Genomic DNA, 20,915 nt, shown 5'->3' with positions numbered 1-20,915 from the left:
AAAGGGTGATACATCGCCCGGAATACCCTCCTTATGCAGCCATGCCGTAAGCCGCTAGGCAATTTTAGCCACCTGGGTGGCAATCTACCTTAAAACGATCGTAAAGACCGATCTTTGGGGTAGCTGTAGCCCTTTTATAATGCGTAATACGCCCCAGTCGAGAATAGCCAAAGCCCCAAAGGAGAATCGAGCCTATGCAACCGACCCAAAATCAATTTACTGAAAAAGCTTGGGAAGCCTTTGTGCGCACCCCTGACTTGGTGAAACAAGTTCAGCAACAACAAATTGAAAGCGAACATTTAATGCTAGCTCTGCTTGACCAAGAGGGTTTGGCTAATAGCATTTTTGCCAAACTCGGTGCCAACCTCCAGCAACTGCGCGATCGCACCGAAACCTTTATCAATAGCCAACCTAAAATCTCAGGCAATGGCACCTCGGTGTACCTGGGCAAATCCCTAGACACCCTGCTAGATCGAGCTGACAATTACAAAAAAAATTATGGTGACGAGTACATTTCCATTGAGCATTTAATCCTGGCCTATGCCAGTGATACACGTTTTGGTAAAGGCCTATTCCAAGAGCTGGGCATTACCGAAGCCAAACTTAAGCAAGTGATTCAAGCTATTCGAGGCACTCAGAAAGTGACTGATCAAAACCCTGAAGGGAAATACCAATCTTTAGAAAAATACGGGCGCAACCTGACCGATGCCGCCCGCCAGGGTAAACTCGACCCGGTGATTGGTCGGGATGATGAAATCCGTCGCACGATTCAAATTCTGTCCCGCCGCACCAAAAATAACCCGGTGCTCATTGGCGAACCGGGGGTGGGTAAAACTGCGATCGCCGAAGGACTAGCTCAGCGGATTGTCAGTGGGGATGTGCCCCAATCCTTAAAGGATCGCCGATTAATTGCCCTGGATATGGGGGCGCTGATTGCCGGGGCCAAGTATCGAGGTGAGTTTGAAGAACGTCTCAAGGCGGTACTGAAAGAGGTCACCGAATCGGACGGGCAAATTATCCTGTTCATCGACGAAATTCACACCGTAGTTGGGGCTGGGGCCACCCAGGGCTCGATGGATGCGGGTAACCTGCTGAAGCCGATGCTGGCCCGGGGGGAACTGCGCTGCATTGGGGCCACCACCCTGGATGAATATCGCAAATACATTGAAAAAGACGCCGCCCTAGAGCGCCGTTTCCAGCAGGTCTATGTGGACCAGCCCTCTGTGGAAGACACCGTTTCCATTTTGCGGGGGCTAAAAGAACGCTATGAGGTGCACCACGGGGTAAAAATTTCTGACAGTGCCCTGGTGGCCGCTGCCGCCCTGTCCACCCGCTACATCAGCGATCGCTTCTTACCCGACAAGGCCATTGACCTGGTCGATGAAGCCGCCGCCAAACTGAAAATGGAGATCACCTCAAAGCCAGAAGAATTGGACGAGGTGGACCGTAAGATTTTACAGCTGGAAATGGAACGGCTGTCCTTGAAAAAGGAGAGCGATCCCGCTTCCCTGGAGCGTCTAGACCGCTTGGAGAAAGAACTGGCCGATCTGAAAGAGCAACAGAGTGCCCTGAATGCCCAATGGCAATCAGAAAAGGACATCATTGATCATATCCAGTCGATCAAAGAAGACATTGATCGGATCAACATTGAAATTCAGCAGGCCGAGCGGGACTATGACCTAAACCGGGCAGCCGAGCTGAAATACGGTAAGCTCACTGACTTGCAACGGCAGCTGGAAGCCGCTGAAGATCAACTAACGGACACCCAAACCACCGGCAAAACCCTGTTGCGGGAAGAAGTTACCGAAGAGGATATTGCCGAGATTATTTCCAAGTGGACAGGAATTCCGGTCAGCAAGTTGGTGCAGTCGGAAATGCAAAAGCTGCTACAGCTAGAGGACGAGCTGCATCAACGGGTGGTGGGGCAGGATGAGGCTGTGACCGCCGTGGCTGATGCCATCCAGCGATCGCGCGCAGGCTTAGCCGATCCAAATCGGCCCATTGCCAGCTTTATTTTCCTTGGCCCCACCGGGGTGGGTAAAACTGAACTGGCCAAAGCCCTGGCCTCCTACCTGTTTGACACCGAAGAAGCCCTGGTGCGCATCGACATGTCAGAGTACATGGAGAAGCACAATGTCTCCCGCTTAATTGGGGCGCCCCCTGGATATGTGGGGTATGACGAAGGTGGCCAACTGACTGAGGCTATCCGCCGCCGCCCCTTTGCGGTAATTTTGTTTGACGAAATTGAAAAGGCCCATGCCGACGTGTTTAACGTCATGCTGCAAATCTTGGATGATGGCCGGGTCACCGATGCCCAGGGGCGCACGGTGGACTTTAAAAACACCATCATCATTATGACTAGCAACATCGGCTCCCAGTTCATTCTGGATATCGCTGGTGAAGATGAGCAGTACGACGAGATGAAATCTCGGGTGATGGATGCCCTGCGGGCCGACTTCCGACCTGAGTTTCTTAACCGGGTGGATGAAATGATCATTTTCCACGGGCTGCGCAAAGCCCAATTGCGGGAAATTGTGAAGTTGCAGGTGACGCGCCTGGAAGATCGCCTGGGCGATCGCAAGATGGCGGTAACCCTATCGGAATCATCCCTCGACTTTTTAGCAGAGGTGGGCTACGACCCGGTGTATGGGGCCCGCCCCTTGAAGCGAGCGATTCAGCGAGAGCTGGAAACCCCGATAGCCAAAGCCATTCTGCGCAGCGAGTTTACCGCAGGGGACACCATTGCCGTCGATGTAGAAAATGAGCGGTTGGCCTTTAGGGTGGTGCAGGGGGCAATCGCCTGAACCATCAACCTTTGCAACGACGAGTAACATCTAGTTGCATTTGTAACAGGGGCCATTGCGGTCCCTGTAGCGATTTGCCACCCTACAGTTAGGGGGCTCTAACGTAGGCGAATTGGTTCGCCTAGAACATTGCCGTTAACTTTCTAAAAAAATCAGTAATTTTGCGGAATAATTCAGGGAAGGTTGTTTTTATACCTGGAAGGGTTAAGTCCCTATGGTGTGATATACGCTAAAGTAGAAAATACTGCCAGGGGATCTATACTGATCTGACCCATGGCATTTAGGTTTCTATCAGGCGCATCCACCGTATGGGGTCCCTTTGCTAACAGGCTGGCTTCAGTTGTCTACACCATAGAGATGGGGTGGGTTATGAAAATCGTTCGTGACGTTACTCGGCGTCCTCACATCAATGTGATGGAGTTGCTAGTTTCAGAGGAAGTGCAAAGGCAGACCCAGGCCCTATCGCCCCGAGTCCTAAAGTACCTCAAGTCTGAAGAAGTAGAAACCTATGCTCTGAATCGACTTCCCAGTCTTTACGCCTCTAGTGAAAAAGGGTGGCGACACCAATATGAAAAGGCAAAGCGCGAGCTTTTTGCCCAAATTAAAAATGCGGTACGCCAGGCGATCGCGGCTGTGCAGGTCGATCCCATCCGGGTCTCAGAACCCCTCAAAATCAATGACAGTCAGTCGGCCCAGGAGGCATTAGAGTCCTTACGCCAGATGCTAGACCAGCCTGACCTGAGCTGGGAGGGCATTGTCGATCACTTGCAGGTGGTGTTGGGTCGGCGTGGGAATCGTTATCCTGGCCTGGGCTCAGAACCGTCCCACCGCAGCCGCTACCGCACCCCTCCCACTAGCTCTATGACTAGCCAAGGAGATGCCAAAAGCAAAGACGATCATCATGCCTCCTACTGGCGGCCAGGCACCTACGGCTCCGAAGTGTCTTGGCAAAAATCCCACGACTCTACGGGGGGCGCTCAGTTTGATTGGAATGACCCCCGCTACGCCAAGTGAGCCTGGGCTAGCATCGCTGGCGGAATCCCCAGACCACGAATTCCCTGTCTCAGGCTGGCGGCATAGGCCGGGTCAGAGCGATCGTACAGCTGCACCGCCTGCCTAAAGGACTGTAAGGCTTCCGGCAGGCGACCTAGCTTAAACAGGGCTACCCCCAAATTTTGATGGGCCTCGGGATAGTCTGGCTGTAGGGCGATCGCCTGGCGGTAAGCGGCGATCGCCTCATCCAGGTAGCCTCGGGCACGCTGGGCGGCACCCAGGTTAAAGTGGGCTACAGCCAGGTTGGGGTCCACGGCGATCGCCTGTTGAAACAGCTCGATCGCGTCTAGTAATTCCCCCTGGGCTTTCTGGAGGCTGCCAAAGTTAACCCAGGCCCCCAGCTTCAGCATTGGCGGTACAGGCTGAGTCAATGCCGCCTTATAGTCTTGACTGGCCTGATCAAGGTTGGTCTGCCTTTGGGCTAAGGCCCGGTGGTAGTGCAACTCGTAACGGGTGATCGGATCGAGGACAGACTCAGGTTGGGCTAGGGCGCGATCGAGTAGGGGTAGGGCTGCGACCGGGTTGTCAGCTTCAATGTAGAGAGCCGCCAGCTTGTTGAGCAGATAGCCATCGTCCGGATGCTGAGCCAGGTACTGCTCCATAATCGTACGGGCCCGGTCAAATTTGCCCCGCTGGGCGACTACCTCAGGCGCATAGCCTGTGTGGTGCAGGGCCACGTCGGCTAGGCTCACCACCTGCCAGTGGGGGGCTTGGGCCTGCAAGGCAGCGATACTGTCGTCCACGGTTTCATGGTACGGGCGGCTGAAGCTAATCTCTGGTTGACGGCGAAAAAAACGGGTGATCAGGGTGTAGGGGGCCTGGGGGGCACCCACCTCTAGCCGGAATAGGGTGACCGCCAGTATGGCCTGGGCCGGAATGTCCCCCAGGGGCTGGCCCTGGTCTAGCCGCCGCAGGGCTTGGGCCGCCTCGGGTTGCAGCACCTCATCGGCATCCAACACCAGTACCCAATCCCCCGTGGCGTAGCGGAGGCTGGCGTTACGAGCTGCGGCAAAATCTTGGCTCCAGCCAATGGCATGGACCTTAGCGCCGTGGGCCTGGGCGATGGCCATGGTGTCGTCGGTGGAGCCGGTGTCCACCACGATAATCTCATCCACCACGGCCTCAGCACTCTCTAGGGTGCGGCCCAGGGTGGTGGCCTCATCCTTGACAATCACGCAAAGGCTAATGGTCATTCGCTGTCTCCTAGGGCTTGCTGGGCCCGTTGTAGGGCCTGGCGTACCTGGTCAAAGCCAGTGCCGCCATAGCTGTTACGGGCCGAGACCACCTGTTGGGGGGTAATGGCATCGTAAATGTCGGCCTCGAAGGCCGGGTGAATGGCTTGCCATTCCTCTAGGGTTAGCTCCCGCAAGAGTTTGCCAGAGCCCAGGGAGGTTTTGACCACCTGCCCCACCAGGTTATAGGCCTCTCGAAACGGAATCCCTTTGGTGGCCAGGTAATCGGCCACGTCGGTAGCGTTGGCGTAGTCTTCGTTGACTGCCTGGCGCAGTCGAGGCACCCGGAAAGTAACCCCTTCTGCTAACAAAATGGCCATGGCTTCCAGGCAACCCCGCACCGTTTGGACGGTATCGAACAGGGCCTCTTTGTCCTCTTGTAGGTCTTTGTTGTAGGCCAGGGGCAAGCCCTTCATCATCACCAGCAGCCCCTGCAAGTGGCCAAATACCCGACCCGTTTTGCCCCGCACCAGCTCTGGCACGTCGGGGTTTTTCTTTTGGGGCATGATGCTGGAGCCAGTGGAGCAACTGTCATTGAGGGTAACAAAGCTAAACTCCTCGGAGGCCCAGAGAATCATCTCTTCTGACAGGCGCGACAGGTGCACCATGATTAAACTGGCGGCGCAGGCAAATTCGATCGCAAAGTCGCGATCGCTGACCCCATCCAGGCTATTGCCATAGACCCGCTCAAACCCCAACAATTCTGCCGCATACTGACGATCGATGGGAAAGGTAGTGCCTGCCAGAGCCCCACAGCCCAGGGGAGAAATATTCACCCGCTTTTGCACATCTTGCAGCCGCTCCCAGTCCCGCTGGGCCATGTTGACGTAGGCCAACAGATGGTGGGCCAGGCTTAGGGGCTGGGCTCGCTGCAAGTGGGTATAGCCAGGAATCAGGGTTTCCACATGCTCCTCGGCAATGGCCAGTAGCGCCCGCTGGTACTGCTGCAACTGGGCTTGTAGGGCTTCAATTTGGGCCCGTAGGTACAGGCGGATATCGGTGCCTACCTGGTCATTGCGCGATCGGGCGGTGTGCAGCTTTTTGCCCACCGCCCCAATCAGTTCTGTCAGTCGTCGCTCGACCGCAAAGTGGATGTCCTCGGCTTCAATTCCAGGGTTAAAGGTGCCCTGGCGATATTCCTGGCGAATCGCCTCCAGTCCATGGACAATCTGCTGCCCCTCTTCGGGGCTAATGATGCCGGTCTTGACCAGCATTTTGGCATGGGCTTCCGAGCCGGTCAGATCGTACTCGATCAGCTGAATATCAAAGCCAATGCTGGCATTAAACTGGGCGATCGCCGGGTGCAATGCCGTCTCAAAGCGCTGACTCCAAGTCTGAGGGGGTGATGTATCCAACGGTTTAGCTCTCCCTGAGCAGATGGCGGCTATGGCTTATACCAAGTCCAGCCCGGGATCTGGAGTTTTCCCACAGGCAGAACTCCAGGTCTGGACTTGAATCTGGTTTAGTAGGCGGTGATACCCCGCAGCATATAGCCGATCAAAAATCCAATCAGTAAGGCCCATACCTGACCTGACTCAATAAACGTATTCCAAAGGGAGGCCATATCCCCCAAAATATCTTGATCAAATTGTTGGGCTAAAACCATCGATTGAGTGGATTCCGCCACCCCAGGTGTCTGTAAAGTCAGCATCACTGACTCTCCCTGGGGAGGGACGGCCGGTTCAAGGGTAATGGGGTGCAATAGGGTTTTAACAACCCCAGGCAAGGATGATGAAGGAGAGGAAAACTGAGTCATAACGTCTATGGCGCTGGGCTAACAGTGCATCCAAACTATACACTAGGGGCTCCCTTGGCGATTATATCTGTTCAGGGATGGCGGCTACGGTTTGTTTAATTAGCTCAAACACAGCTCGTATACCCATCGCCTCGCCGCCCTCGGGGCGGCCAGGTAGAGAACGCAGGTTCCAAGCCATCAGGTCGATATGTACCCAGGGAATCTCAGGGCGAGTAAACTCTTGCAGAAACAGCGCTGCAGTAATCGATCCACCGTAAGCATTACTGGAAATATTCGATAGGTCAGCCACGCTACTGTCTAACATGGCCCGATAAGGCTGATGCAAGGGCAACTGCCATAACGGATCATCCACCGCTAGGCCGCAAGCGAGTAACTTGTCAGCGATCGCTGGTCGATTGCTGAAACAGGCCGGCAATTCAGTACCCAGGGCAATGCGGGCCGCCCCAGTTAAGGTGGCAAAATCGATCACCAACTGGGGTTCAGGCTCTTCGCAGACGGCTTCCCAGAGGGCATCGGCCAAAATCAGCCGTCCTTCTGCGTCTGTGTTTCCTACCTCTACTGTCAGCCCCCGCCTGGATGGCAACACATCCAGGGGATGGATCGCCTGACTGGAAATACTATTTTCCACCGCTGGAATCAAGACCCGCAAGTGGACCGGCAATTGCAAGCCCATGATCATCTCGGCCAGGCCCAGGACATTGGCGGCACCGCCCATATCTTTTTTCATCAACTTCATGCCAGCAGCGGGCTTAACGTCCAGGCCACCGGTGTCGAAGCAGACCCCTTTACCTACCAAGGTAACTTTAGGAGCCTCTGGATTTCCCCAGGTCAGGTCTAACAACCGGGGAGGCTGGGCACAGGCCCGCCCGACGCCGTGAATCATAGGGTAGTTTTGCTTTAGCAGAGCATCGCCGCAGATGACGGTGAGGTTGGCGGAGTGGGTATCGGCGAGAGCTTGGGCCGCCGCCTCCAGTTGGGCGGGCCCCATATCCCCAGCGGGAGTGGTGATCAAATTTCGCACCAGGGTGGTGGCCGCTACGGTGTGGGCAACGTAGGCGTGATTGGCACCAGTCGGGGGAACCAACTGGGCTACCGGTGCCGCTGGTTGCCGTTTGTACTCAGAGAAGCTGTACTCCCCCAGCCGCCAGCCCAGCCAGAGTTGGGTGGCTAATGCCGGAGACCAGGAATCGGCCAGGGTGTAGGTTTGGGGGGGGAGAGCTTTGGGCAACAGCCCCAATGTCCACGTATCTACCGGATCAGGCTTGCCCACCAGCACCTTAGCTAGGGTACCGTTTTCCCCAGGTACCAGACAGCTACTGTTGGGTGCCCCTTTAAATCCGGTGGCCGCTGCCCATGGCTGGCTATCAGGGTGATCCTGAGTCAGCTCGGTCTCTGTCACCAAGTAAATGGGAATTGGCGTTGCCAAGGTCATGTCCTCCGGGAAATATGCACCAAAATTGGTTTAGTCTATATGAGTTTGAGCTATAGCAGTAGGGCAATGCGGTGGCGGATGCCGCTAACCCCATGACTGACTATCGCCTTAGCGGATTCCAGCTAACGAAATATCTGGGAGGAAACATCCTATCCAGGGTCGAGCCCATAGGCTGAATCGGGTGTTGAGCTGGAATGCACTTAGGCAGGCTGAATTGGTCAGGCTGAGCTTTGCCAATATTGGCTACTGGCATAGGCTAGGGTTATGACGCCAGCGGCGATCGCGGTTTCATCCACTTCAAATTTGGGATGGTGCAGGGGGTAGTTGACGGCCCGATCAGTAAACCCTATCCCTAGGCGAAACATGGTGCCTGGGGCATGCTCCAGGTACAGGGAAAAGTCTTCGGCCCCTAGGGAGGGTTCGTGAATCAGCTGGATCTGCTCACGGCCGAGGGCATCGCTGGCACACCGAGCCGTTAATTCGGTGAGGGCCGGATCGTTGAGCACCGAAGGCACCCCCCGGCGAAAGTTGATCTCATATTTGGCCCCGTAGGGTTGGCAGACCCCGGCAATGATGTTGTCGATCCACTGGGGTAGGTGATGGCGGGTGTCGGGATGCAGCGATCGCACTGTCCCTGACAGCTTAACCGTATCAGCAATCACATTAGGGGCCCGGCCCCCGCTAATTTGCCCAATGGTGAGCACTACCGGATGCAGTGGATTCTGGGTGCGACTAATGGACTGTTGCAGCGTGGTCACCACCTGGGAGGCAATCCAAATGGCATCGATCGCTTCATGGGGCCGAGCCCCGTGGCCTGACTCACCCATAATCGTAATTTCTAAATCATCGGCAGCAGCGGTTAACGCCCCGTAGCGAATGCCGATGGTGCGAGCTGGCACAGAGGGATAGGCATGCAGTCCCAAAACAGCAGAAACCCCTTCCATCACCCCGTCTTCAATCATCCAGCGGGCCCCCTGGGCCGTTTCTTCGGCCGGTTGAAACAAGAAACGCACTGGGCCCGGTAACGGTACCCCCAGTTGGGCCAGTACCATAGCAGTGCCCAAGCCCACAGTGGTGTGCACATCATGACCGCAGGCATGCATGATCCCGAGTTGAGTGGACACATAGGGCAACTCTAGCCGCTCAATGATCGGCAGGGCATCCATGTCAGCTCGGATAGCCAGTAACCGGCGATCGCCATTGCCGGGCAATTCGGCCACCACCCCAGTTTTACCCACCAGTTCCTGCACCCGTAGCCCACAGGACGATAAAACCCCCGCCACATAGGCAGCCGTTTTATATTCTTGGCCGCTGAGTTCAGGATGACTGTGCAGATGACGGCGAATTTCAATCAGTCGGGGGGTAATGGTCTCAACAATAGACTTGATCTGACTCAGCATGAATGGAGGACTGGCGGTAATGGTTATCTTTAGCTTAAGGAAAACTGCAACAATGCGCTCAGGGAGTATCTCCTTAGCTGAGAAAACCTGGTACTGGCTAGTAGATATACCAAGTCCAGCTCGGAATCTGGAGTTTTCCCACAGGCAGAACTCTAGGTCTGGACTTGGATCTGGTTTATATGCCTACCTTGAGTAGGGGTGTCAGGTTCTAGGTGCCAGGTATCAGGAAGGGCTGGTCAACCGAAGCCAAATATCCTGAGAGCGCTCCATCGCATTCCCAGGATATTGACTATTAGCCACTGGGTAGCCCCGCTAATCGGCCACCATCATCACCTGTCTAAGGTTCTCAAGGCTGCTTATCCGGAGGCGCGAAGTCCACTGGTGAATCAATGGGTGGTTGACCTGGAAAATCTTGTCCGCCAGTAAAGGGCGGAGGACTAGCGGGTACAGGCCCACTGCCAGGGGGATTAGGGGTCGCTGGTTGGTTTGGTGTCGGATCAGGGGTTGGTGGGGGTTGGTTTGGTGTTGGTGTCGGCTCAGGTCGTACTTGCTCCGGTGGGGTTGGTAGCGCTGGGGGCGTCGAAGGTACGGGGGGCTCTGGCGCCGTACCAGGTTCTTCTGGCATCAGGTCGGGCTGAGGTGACACTGGTAGGGCTGGGACAGCAACGTCATCAGGAATTTGGCTGGCCTCTGCATTGGGCAAGGTGGCGGTGGGCACCAGCACATTTCGAGCTCGGGTCAGGTCACTTTCCCCAGCATGGGTAGGAGATAGTAACCAGGGCTGAGGGCTAGCCATTTCCTCGGTGCTGTCGATTGAAATAGCGACTGGGTTAATCACAGTCCCTTCCGAGAAAGAGGGACTACTTTCCAGCGCTTCACTGGTCTCTTGGCGCACCGCCTGTAGTTCTGGCCCTAAGGGAGAATCTGCATCCAGGTTATCCAGCTCTAGTCCGTCGAGTAGTGGGCTGGTTTGATGAAAGATACGCAGGTCGAAATCCAGGACTTCAATTCGGTTATGCTGCACTACGGCCATTTGCCCCGCATACAGGGCCTGCTCACCACCGGCACAGCCTGAAGCTTGGCCATTGCTACAGCCAGCGGTAGTAATGGTCATGGGGCCAGCGGGATTGTTGGTCAAGGCCATGACAATGGTCATATCCCGAGATTCTATGTGGCGCACCACCACAGCGGACCCCTGAATCCCCGTGACCGCACTAGGGGTTTGGATAGTACTGCGGCCCCGACCGGGAGGGATTAGGAGCAACATCGTGCCATTCGAAAGCCGAAAGTTGCGCGTGTTCGGGACAAAGCGAAAGGTAGCTCGCTCACCGACTCGGGCCAGAGACCCATCGTTGAAGCGTAACTCTGCTAGGGAAGAGGCCGCCGTCCTCAGGGAATCACCAACGGCTAAGAAGTCTGAGAGCCTGGCCGCTCGGGCTGCTCGCCCCCGGGGAATATACTCGACCCGATTGCGCAGAGCTTGAATATCGGCGCGGGTTAAGGGCACATTGGCCTGGACAACCTGGCCTAAGACGCTGACCAGTAACAGACAAACCGTACCGCTGGCCTGAAATGCCCGGGCGCCAAACCGTAGAATTTGAGATTTGCCCATATTGCCCATAACACCACCGAGGAAAGAGCTGGTCAGCCTTGGCTACACGAAAACGTTGATTTAGCCGATGACCTACCTAAGTGTTCTTACGAAGTTTTAGCAGATCCGTAAGAGAATCGTGAAGTCTTAAGAATTTACTCTATCGTAGCTTTACATTTGTAGAAAGCCTTTAGGGGTTCAACATCAGGTCTGACCTCAGCCACCCAGGCTGGTGGGGAACCGTACGCCTTAATGCCCGTAAAGCCCGATGGTGCTTAGCATGAGTCCGGGGCGGTCAGGGGCAAGGGGAGGCTAAGCCCAGGCTAGCGGCTTTGACAAAGTTCTTGTAAAGCATGGTCAATGCCTCAGGGAAATTACAGGGTGATGGGGGCAATGGGCTCAATCTCGGGATCGTCACCGCCTACCTGGTTGGTGCGCAGTACCCAAAGGGTAGCCCCGTGCCTTAAACACAACCGGGCGATGGTATCGCTGGCTTTGCGTGGCAACATTGTGCGCCAGCTGATCAAACCCCGGCCTAGGGCCTTTAAGGGGAAATCAGCTAGGTTACTGCCTAAGGACTCATCGTCGGTTTCCCAGTCGGCCCGGGCACTGCCAAAGGGGAGCAGTTCTCGCTGAATGGATTTCCGTAGCCGCAGCAGTTGTCGAAACTGTTTAGCCTGGGCCGGATCGCTCACCTCCCAGGCTTTCAGGTGGGTCTGGTGGTCCATCAAGGTGTCCTCCAGATATTTAGCACTGGCATACATCGCCTGGTTAGAGTCTTGGGCGCAATTATTAGCAGGCCCCACATAGGTGACGCCAGTGCCGTCGCCAGTGCGATACCGGGCTGTCATCACCTCGAGTTCCTGGCAGAGGTCATCCAGGGCTGACCAGGATTGGTGATCCAGGGTGAACGGTTGGGTGTAGGCCGGTAGTTTAATCAAAATATCGGATACAGGGCGGGTGCCCAGAAAACCCCACTGGCGATCGCCCATATAGAGGGACCAATCTAGCACCCCGGCCACCAGCCCTCGCCGGTTATGGGTATAGACCTGGTGATAGCGGATATCAAACTGCAACTCTTGGGTGATCGGGTCCTGCACCACCGTGGCCAAGCCGTAGGCAAAGTGGCCAAAGTATATTGGCCCCCGCACGGCGGGTTCTCGCTTAGCCCCGCCAATGCCCCCATAGACATGGACTAACAGGGCCTGATCCCCCCGCTTCCACTGGGCTAATGGATCGGTGGCAGCGGCTTTGGTCGGGCTAATCAACACCGACTCGATGGTATTTTTCTTTTGTTCCAGGTGGTTCCAGGACTGACGCCGCAGATAGCGATACCCCCGACTGATGCCGTTGATCATCTGGGTAGGGGCCACCTGAAACAGCCGTCGGGGCCGCAGGGCTTGCACCACAAAGTCCCCCGCCTGAGTCAGGGCACCATAAATGTACCAGCCGGTTTGATTCAAGGAATTTTGTTCTAGATTTTGGTTAACCGCCGGGGCCGTATCGTTAATGTCTGGAACCACCTGAGGTAGCCACACGGTTTCTGCCAGTCCATCAAATTCAGCCGTGGCAGGGTTGTAATGCACCACCCGATAGCGGTCCGGGTCATCATCTAATGGCCCAATAAACCGCACCAGCCCGTAATAGCGACCGGATACTTGAATGGGCTCGCGGGTGATGGTTAACACCAGCGGTGACTCTGCCCCATCAACGGGGCCAGCAACGTTGCCAGTCACCTTTACTGGCTCGGGAAGCTTAACCATGATGTCATCAACCGGATGGGCCCCAGCCAGTGACTCTAAGGGGGTGACCATGCGCCAGTGATTCAGGCGACTGGGGAGAATCAGCCCCTGGCGATGGGAGTATTCAGCTTCGGCACTAAAGTGGATGTCTCGGGTGACTGTCTGAAACCGTTTGGCCATGGCTGGCGGATAGGACCACCGCAGCACCACCACCTGTCCTACCCAAGCCCGATGGGCTGGCGGGACATGGAGTAGCTCCATGAACACCCCATCGAGGCTAGCCCGTTGGGAAGCCCTAGGCAGAATCAACCGCCCCACCCAATTCCCCACGGGCTGATACCAGGGCTCAGGGGGCACGAGTCCGGCCGGGTAGTAGGCCACCTGGTTAAAGGGAGCGGCCTTAAACCGATAGTAATTCCCCAGGTTGAGCACCTGAATTCTGCGCAGGTCCAGTAGTTGACGCAGGTCTCCGGCCAGAATTTCCTGGGTGATCTGCAGGGTTTGCGCTAAGTGGCTGCGACCATCGGGCAAAAACGCCTGGTCATCGACAATCCCGCCGGGCACCTGGTGACCGACGGGACCCAGGGGAATAAAGCTAATTTTGCCTTTGCGTTTGGCCCGGTTCCAGTAGGAGAGAGGGGCGATCGCCCAGCGCCGGGGAAACATAATCGCGCCTAGTCGTTCCACCTTGTCTTTAGACCCAGCCAACTGGTAAAGCTGTTCGACTTCTAGGGCTTGCATATTCCCACTGATTACCCCCCCCAGGGAAATGACTTCAATGGAAGCCTCTAATGCCTGTTTTAAGAACGGCATAATACCCATAGCAATTTGGCCGCCGCCACTATAGCCGATCAGGGTAATGGGGACCCCCCCCTCCGGCGGATAGCCAGCTCGGAGTAGGCTTTCATAGGCCTGCTGGGCAATGCCCTGGTTATAGATGGGGCCGTAGCGCGGATCAGCAGACACCGTCACAATCAAAATGTTGCGTAGATTAATCACCATCCCCACCCAGTGACCTAGCCGCAACCGTTGCGATACTCCCTCAACCCAACGCCAGAAAAACGCCAGGGGACGATCTTGGGTCAGAGCCCGGTTCAGCACAGAATAGGGCATCAGCCCTTTGACTAAGACCATGGACGAAGGTAGGCGTTGCTCGAGTTGGGCGAGGTATTTGGCTACCGCCGGCTGGTAATCGGCAGTGGCCTGATTCACCCCATCTAAGTAAACGATGAAGCGCTGTCGGTGGGAATTGGGGGCAGCCCGGGTGCCATCGCCGCTAACAGCCAAGGTATTGACGGGGTCACCGTACCAACCAGCCCACCAGCCCAGGGCCTCTAGGGGAGCCAGCAAGGCCCCAACCACCAGGGCGATCGCGCCAATCCACAGCAGGTCAACCGCTAGCCGGGCGGCCGGAATAGTTTGACCATGCCAGGCGAGAATGGCCTCTCGCAGAGGATCTAGGCTGATGGCGACCCCCAGAGACAATACGGCCAGGCCAATGTAAAGCCAAAGCCGTTGAAATTGGCGATGCCAACCCGACACAAGGCTGAATAGGCCCGACCCAAACGATGACGATAGGGCGGCTGGGGCGGTTGGGTCTGAGTCTGGGGGTAGGCAGGGGGAAGTCGGGCTGGCTGGGGCTGGGGCGATCGCCTGGCTATGCGTCGGCCCCAGCGGATAGGCCCCCACCAAGTCCTGAAGCTGAGCCCGGTTGACCACCAGCTTTACCCCGGCCACCCGGTTTGTCAGCCATCGCCCTAAGCTGACAATCGGTTGACCCACCGTTTGTTGCAGTACCTGGAACACCACCCAGCCCAGCCCCACCTGCCAGACCACCTGCCCGGCTGATAAACCAGCGAGTACAGTAAATCCGACCACCACTGCCAGCAGGTTCCACACTGCCAATAGCCGTAGAATGGGGACTCCCAAGTAGGGCATCGCCCCAAAAAAACTGAGCACCAACGGTAAATAGCTGAGGGCTAAGCTATGGGCCACCGTCTGCCAGGGGATGGGCGCAGCTAAAAACCAGCGGCTGGAAAACCAAATACTAACGGCCCAAAACCAGTAGCCCACCACAAACAGCACTGCCGCCAGAATTAAACTAATGGCAAACCGCAGCGGTCTGACTCGATTGACAAATAAAATAATTCCCTGGGCTAATGCCTGGGAAAACCCGGCTAAAAAGACAATTGATACGGTTAACCCGCTGACAACATTGGGCGGAAACTGCTGTACAGCTCGAAAGGCACTGGGGTCAAGGGTAAGAACTCCCTCCAGCACTTGCCATAGGGTGTCAGGAGTGGGGCTGATCATTAACGTGATTGGGAAAGTATTGGAAAACTTATACAGGCGCTGGCATACCCTTGAGAGCCGCTGCTGCCTGCTGTAAGGGGGGCAAGAGGTCCAGGGAAACCTGGAGCTGATTCAACTCGGCATGGTTACCCTTAGTGCCATCAACAGCAGGACCATGGTAATCACTCCCACCCGTCAGAAGCAGGCTGTACTGACGGCAGTATACTTCTAAACGCCGAATTTCGCTGGGACTGTGGCTGGGATGATAAACTTCAAGCCCCATCAGCCCCGCGTTGACCAGTTGGGGCAGTAGGGTCTCTACGGTGCCGCCCCGAAACAGGTAAGGGTGAGCCCACACGGGTACTGCGCCGCACCGTCGCAGCAGCTGAATGCCCTCGATCGCTGAAAACTTCTCATAGGCCACATAGGCGGGGCCATTGTCCCCCAACCACCGGTCAAAGGCTTCGCGGCTGGAGCTAGCGTGACCAGCCCGGACCAGCGCCAGCGCCAGGTGAGGTCGTCCCGGGGCCATGTTCTTGGCTCTGGGGGGTAACTCGATGGGATAGCCCAGATCGGCCAGCTTGCTGACCATAGCTTGGGCCCGCTGCCGCCGCCCCTCTAGCATCTCGGCCAGGGCGGGTTCTAGGGTCGGACGATGGGGATAGTACCCCAAAATATGCAGCGATCGCCTATTTTCTGTGGTGCTGAGTTCCACCCCAGGGACGAGGGTTAACCCGGTCCCGGCAGCGGCGGCCCTAGCCTCATCCCACCCAGCTAGGGTGTCATGGTCGGTAATGGCCAACGCCTTTACCCTGGCCTGAATGGCTTTGGTGACCAGGGCTTGGGGCGTCAAAGTGCCATCAGAAAAGGTGGTGTGGCTATGTAAATCAAGCATGAATTCAACCGATGAGGGAAGGGGACTATTTGGGCCTGGCTGGCGGCTTCCCCATTATCACTAATGCTTGTATCACCAATGCTTAGAGTTCCCAGAATGGTCTAAACCCGCCGGAGATTTTTGGGCAATGATAGAGACCAGCCATGAGCTGAGGCTCTAACTCTCTATTAATCGGTTAATGGCGCTAACAACAATTTCCTGCGCCTTCTCATCCAGCACCAGCCAATCAATATCGCCAGTTTTATCCCATAGGCTCTCATCCACTGTGACTGGTTGATCAAGACTATAAGCATAAAAACAAACTTGAAAACACAACTCCCATATATCTAGGGTCACGGTGCGATCGTCACGGCTGAGGCGTAGCTCATAGGCGGGTGCCGGGGTAGGGAGTTGATCGAGCTGTTGGCGAATGGCGATCGCGGCGTCTGGTTCAGCCGTTTCTAGCTGGGCGGCGAGGGCTTTGACCTGTTGCCGCTGGGCCTCCGTGGTGTCCGCAGACCACATCAGCTGCTCCACATAGTCACTGCGCCAATCTAAGTTCTCGGTGTGCTTACGAATGTTGTCAATCACTCGGATCAGACAGGGCTGCATCAGTTGGGCCGCCTGGTCGCGATCGCGAGGAGTAGCAAAGGTCAGCATAGCCATGGGCCATCTTGATCAATCAGGACTAAGGCCATTGTCACCCACCAGGTCAACCGTCTTGCTGGTCGCAGGCGTTCCTGCCTGCTGGCATATAGATTTGCGAAAATGGCACAATTCAGCTAAGGTCATTTTAAATGAGATTTACTCTCATTAGAGTAACTCGGGATTGGACCCTGTCTAGGCAAACATTAGCAGAGAACAGCTATTTTTTGAGCATTCTCTGGTTGGAATGTCTGCTGCCCAGGGGCTTTTGTTTGCCTGTTGCCTAGGCCACGTACCCCTGACCAGTTAGTTGATCGAGCCATGGCGCTGATAAGATTAATTGCCATTATCCCTGGGTTGCTCCTGCTCATTATCAATCATTGTGAATTGTGTGACGGAGACTGTTTGATGAAACGTAGAACGCTGTTGAATTATGTGGGTGTTGCGGCGATCGCCGGTACCCTGGCCATTGCCTGTGAACAACCCACAGCGGTCGATCCAGGTGCTCCAGAGCCTACGGATGGGGCGGAATTCCAGAGCCTGGTCATTTACTCTGGGCGGGGCGAATCGCTGATTGGCGAATTGCTTGAGCAATTTGAAACGGAAACTGGGATTCCAGTCAGTGTCCGCTATGGCGATACCGCTGAACTGGCCGCTGCCATCCTAGAAGAAGGGGACAATACCCCAGCAGATCTTTTCTTTGGGCAAGATGCCGGGGCCTTGGGCGCATTGCAGCATGAAAACCTTACCGCCACGATTCCCTCGGACCTGCTGGAACAAGTGGATAGTCGACTGCGATCGCCCGAGGGCCAGTGGATTGGCATTTCGGGCCGGTCACGGGTGTTGAACTACAACACCGACCTGGTGAGTGAAGACGAATTGCCCGACTCTGTTTGGGCCCTCACCGAGCCAGAGTGGAACGGTCGAGTCGGTTGGGCCCCCACCAACGGCTCATTTCAGGCTTTTGTGACTGCGATGCGGCTGACGGAAGGGGAAGACCGCACTAGAGAATGGCTAGAGGACTTAATGGCCAACGACGCGGTGCCCCTACGCAACAACACCGCCATTGTCGAAGCCCTGGGCCGGGGAGAAGTGGAAATTGGCCTGGTCAATAACTACTATCTGGGTCGCTTCAAGGCAGAAGACCCTAATTTTCCGGTAGCTCAGCACAATACCCAAGATGATGCTGGGGCGATGATCAACGTCGCTGGGGTGGCGATCATCAACACCACCGAGCAGGAAGAGGCGGCCCTGGCCTTCATTGAATTTCTGTTGACCCCAGAAGCCCAGCGCTTCTTTGCCGAAGAAACCAATGAATATCCCCTGGTGGCCGGTATCCCTGGGCCTGCAGATCAAATTCCGCTGGATCAAATTCAGGCCCCAGATATTGACCTGAGCGATCTCGATGACCTAGAAGGGACCCTGGCTTTACTGGAAGAGGTAGGCGCTCTTTAGGCGATTTCTGGACAACACAATCCCTCGTAGGGTGGGCAAAGGGCAAGGCCCGTGCCCATCCTACATAAGGTGTTTGGGTCGCCTGGGAAACCAGCGTCGTAAGTCTTGCCAGTACAGTAGGCTCCAAAATACGACGTACACCAGGCCCAACCCATAGGCCAGCATCGCCCCAAATAGAGCATAGACACTCATCTGGCTAGCGGTGGGAAAGTCATGCTGGGGCAGTTGGCTGTGTTCAATCAATACAACCAGCAATTTCAAGCCAACACAAACCCCCAGCCCCACCATGGCGGCTAGCAGCGACCAGCCAGAGGTGACATACCCCCGACGGCTGATCAGGCTGGTTCTGGTAAACGTAACGATGGCTAAAAAAGTCGCCGCGATCGCCACCAAAATCGCGATCGAGACCGGATGAAAGGTGAATCGCTCGATCCCCAGAGTAAACAGCAGGCTGGCGACGAAAAAGATGCCTATAAAGGTTAAGTAAAAACTAATCGCCTGAACCGCTGGCGGCAAAACCACCTGTCTCCCGGCGGGAACAATTCCCAGGGAATGCAAGAGTTTTTCCGGCTGGGACAGCAGCCTGGAAAATGCTTTGATATTACCCAAGCCGCGCCTAAAGTCAATCCACTGAATCGCCCCAAACCGAGGATCAATACCATCAACGTCCTGTAGAATCACCGGATAAACAATCTGCGTTTGGGGGTTAAAGGCAGAGCTTGTCTTAAATGCTGACAATAGCAAAATAACCAGATCACAAGCCTCTGCATCGGTCACATACTGGTGGCCAGATTGTTCTAACTGGTGAATTATATCCTGGGCATATTGACTATCCTCTGGGGCCGCATCCACTGTAAAGGTTACTGGCTGACAGCTATCAGCATCAGGCTGGTAGCGATTAGGGAAGCGGGGTCGAGAGGCAACTGGCTTGCCCCACTGCCGCATCCCAGGGAGCCTCAGCAACAGCCACAACAATGGCGAGAAAATCAAACTAAGTAAGAACATGAAAATAGTCGCCATTTGGATGGTCTCATGGGCAACGAAAATGATCCCCGTCCAAAAGGTAGAAAAGGGTAACATGATCAGCGCCCCTTGGACATTAAAAAAACTAAAGTCTCGTTTCAAAATCCGATAGGGCAGTGGTAGCAGGTAGTAGGGCAAATAAATGGTCCAAACGCTGGGTATCGTGATCACCGCTACAATGACACTCACTAAGCAGGTCACCCAAACAATAAACGGGGCCTCAAACCCCGTTTCGGGTACCGGCATCTGAGTCGGTTGAGGAAAAGACAGCCGGATAATCAGTCGCTTAGTGGCGGTCGGCATCGAAACCTGGCGAAAGTCCACCCACTCACATAACTTCAGGTCGTCAGGCAGGGGCGTGGCTTCAAAAATCAGCAGAATAATGCGCTTTTTAAGCGCCATGGCATGACGCCATTCATACTCCACATTGGCCGAGGCCATCGAGGCTGGGGAAACTACCAGCAAAAATATGTCCTGCTGGGCAATGGCGTCAGTAATTTGTGTTTTCCAGGTGTGTCCTGGCATTAAATTACGAAAGTCTAGCCAGACGTTGAGTTTGGCCCGCTCTAACCCCTCTAGCAAGCCGACCACAAAGGGGGTTTCCCGGCGGGAATAGCTGATGAACAGGGAGTAGGCCATGGTCTGAACCTTAATCGTTGCCCCCAGTATGGCGGATGTCTGTCACGAACCCCAGTTCAATCGTCAAGGGCTAACATGGCCGCTGCAGTGAGGCACCACTGGGGAAACGTGGGGGACTCTACCGGCACATCCCCGGAATAGATGGTTTCCTCATAACCCTGGGCCTTGAGGCTGAGCACCACCACCTGGGCCTGTTCAGGATCAATGATCCAGTACTCTGGGATGCCGCGCCACTCGTACTGGTTGCGCTTTTCACGGTAATCGCGGCGATGATTTTCTGGCCCTGGGCTGACCACTTCTACCACCAACTGGGGCGGGGCCATGTCCAGGGTGATGGCGGCTTGCTTTAACGGCTTCATCTGCTCTGGATGCTCGGGCCGTAGTACGGTTAAATCAGGATAGCGATTCTTAGGCTGCCCTGGTACTGCCAGGGCTAGCCCCTGTAGTCGAATCTGAGACCTAGCCACACAGGTTTTAAGCGCTTCGTATAGATTCATCGCTCGCCAAAGGTTTTCATCAGATTCTGGCGGCATCTCAATCAGGTCTCCATAGGACAGTTCATAGTAGCCTTCAAGATCATCGACCTGGGCTAGAAAGTCATCAAAGCTGTTGAGTTGGGGACTGACCTGCACCATCACCAAAGAACTCCATTGGGCTATCGGGATTATCTAAATAGAAAGGCAGAAGGCAGAAAGCAGAAGGCAGAAGGCAGAAGGTAGGAGGCAGAAGGCAGAAGGTAGGAGGCAGAAGGCAGAAGACAGTAGAGCTATGGGTAGTGAATTTTAGTGCAGGCCAGAGGAAAAGACCGGATGACCTTGCTTGGCCAACTTCTCTCTGATGCAGCGATTGTAGTCATGGATGAATAGCCAGATGGCCCCAATGTGGTTCTCGAGCTTTTTAGAGAACGACAGGGTCTTTCTCACCAGTCGCGCCACCCGCTGCCTCAACGTGTTGTTCAAACGCTCGATGTAACTGGT

At 55.4% G+C, this 20,915-nt stretch carries 15 protein-coding genes; 3 read left to right on the top strand and 12 right to left on the bottom strand.

Features of this window, described 5'->3' with window-relative positions; genetic code table 11:
* Positions 1 to 194 precede the first annotated feature (194 nt).
* Positions 195 to 2,804: an ATP-dependent chaperone ClpB gene (gene clpB, locus E1H13_RS03600; RefSeq protein ID WP_169612038.1), complete on the top strand. Its 2,610-nt coding sequence runs from the start codon at positions 195 to 197 to the stop codon at positions 2,802 to 2,804.
* A 369-nt stretch (positions 2,805 to 3,173) separates the two neighbouring features.
* Positions 3,174 to 3,818: a late competence development ComFB family protein gene (locus E1H13_RS03595; protein ID WP_206069996.1), complete on the top strand. Its 645-nt coding sequence runs from the start codon at positions 3,174 to 3,176 to the stop codon at positions 3,816 to 3,818.
* Here E1H13_RS03595 and E1H13_RS03590 read toward each other — a convergent pair.
* The 9 genes from E1H13_RS03590 to E1H13_RS03550 form a co-directional block, all read right to left on the bottom strand.
* Positions 3,806 to 5,050, bottom strand: coding sequence for a tetratricopeptide repeat protein (locus tag E1H13_RS03590; RefSeq protein ID WP_169612037.1), 1,245 nt, complete (start codon positions 5,048 to 5,050; stop codon positions 3,806 to 3,808). The two genes, E1H13_RS03595 and E1H13_RS03590, sit on opposite strands and share 13 nt — an antisense overlap.
* Positions 5,047 to 6,444, bottom strand: coding sequence for an argininosuccinate lyase (argH, locus tag E1H13_RS03585; protein WP_169612036.1), 1,398 nt, complete (start codon positions 6,442 to 6,444; stop codon positions 5,047 to 5,049). The genes E1H13_RS03590 and argH overlap by 4 nt, the downstream gene beginning before the upstream one ends.
* 107 nt (positions 6,445 to 6,551) lie before the next feature.
* A complete protein-coding gene (locus E1H13_RS27165) occupies positions 6,552 to 6,845 on the bottom strand; it encodes a hypothetical protein (RefSeq protein WP_240966400.1) in 294 nt (97 codons plus the stop codon).
* A 61-nt stretch (positions 6,846 to 6,906) separates the two neighbouring features.
* Positions 6,907 to 8,277: a leucyl aminopeptidase family protein gene (locus E1H13_RS03575; protein WP_169612035.1), complete on the bottom strand. Its 1,371-nt coding sequence runs from the start codon at positions 8,275 to 8,277 to the stop codon at positions 6,907 to 6,909.
* A gap of 218 nt (positions 8,278 to 8,495) precedes the next feature.
* The gene (locus E1H13_RS03570; RefSeq protein ID WP_169612034.1) at positions 8,496 to 9,677 is read right to left on the bottom strand and encodes a M20 family metallopeptidase; all 1,182 of its coding nucleotides are present in this window, start codon (positions 9,675 to 9,677) and stop codon (positions 8,496 to 8,498) included.
* A gap of 346 nt (positions 9,678 to 10,023) precedes the next feature.
* The gene (locus E1H13_RS03565; RefSeq protein WP_169612033.1) at positions 10,024 to 11,289 is read right to left on the bottom strand and encodes a FecR family protein; all 1,266 of its coding nucleotides are present in this window, start codon (positions 11,287 to 11,289) and stop codon (positions 10,024 to 10,026) included.
* A 353-nt stretch (positions 11,290 to 11,642) separates the two neighbouring features.
* Positions 11,643 to 15,323: a CAAX protease gene (locus E1H13_RS03560; RefSeq protein ID WP_169612032.1), complete on the bottom strand. Its 3,681-nt coding sequence runs from the start codon at positions 15,321 to 15,323 to the stop codon at positions 11,643 to 11,645.
* Positions 15,324 to 15,351: 28 nt separating this feature from the next.
* On the bottom strand, positions 15,352 to 16,197 hold the full coding sequence (locus E1H13_RS03555) for a PHP domain-containing protein (RefSeq protein ID WP_169612031.1): 846 nt from the start codon (positions 16,195 to 16,197) through the stop codon (positions 15,352 to 15,354).
* A gap of 156 nt (positions 16,198 to 16,353) precedes the next feature.
* Positions 16,354 to 16,842: a hypothetical protein gene (locus tag E1H13_RS03550; RefSeq protein WP_169612030.1), complete on the bottom strand. Its 489-nt coding sequence runs from the start codon at positions 16,840 to 16,842 to the stop codon at positions 16,354 to 16,356.
* A gap of 387 nt (positions 16,843 to 17,229) precedes the next feature.
* On the opposite strand from E1H13_RS03550, the gene E1H13_RS03545 reads away from it, so the two are divergent.
* Positions 17,230 to 18,276: an iron ABC transporter substrate-binding protein gene (locus E1H13_RS03545; RefSeq protein ID WP_169612029.1), complete on the top strand. Its 1,047-nt coding sequence runs from the start codon at positions 17,230 to 17,232 to the stop codon at positions 18,274 to 18,276.
* A 60-nt stretch (positions 18,277 to 18,336) separates the two neighbouring features.
* Here E1H13_RS03545 and E1H13_RS03540 read toward each other — a convergent pair whose 3' ends face one another.
* The 3 genes from E1H13_RS03540 to E1H13_RS03530 form a co-directional block, all read right to left on the bottom strand.
* Positions 18,337 to 19,938, bottom strand: a complete 1,602-nt coding sequence (locus E1H13_RS03540) for a toll/interleukin-1 receptor domain-containing protein (RefSeq protein WP_169612028.1) — start codon at positions 19,936 to 19,938, stop codon at positions 18,337 to 18,339.
* A gap of 56 nt (positions 19,939 to 19,994) precedes the next feature.
* Positions 19,995 to 20,573: a Uma2 family endonuclease gene (locus tag E1H13_RS03535; RefSeq protein ID WP_169612027.1), complete on the bottom strand. Its 579-nt coding sequence runs from the start codon at positions 20,571 to 20,573 to the stop codon at positions 19,995 to 19,997.
* A 147-nt stretch (positions 20,574 to 20,720) separates the two neighbouring features.
* A partial coding sequence (locus E1H13_RS03530; protein WP_240966398.1) for an IS1 family transposase occupies positions 20,721 to 20,915 on the bottom strand: 195 nt, incomplete at its 5' end.

Source organism: Nodosilinea sp. P-1105 (assembly GCF_012911975.1).
Taxonomy (GTDB): domain Bacteria; phylum Cyanobacteriota; class Cyanobacteriia; order Phormidesmidales; family Phormidesmidaceae; genus Nodosilinea.
This window is presented reverse-complemented; position numbering and strand designations above follow the sequence as displayed.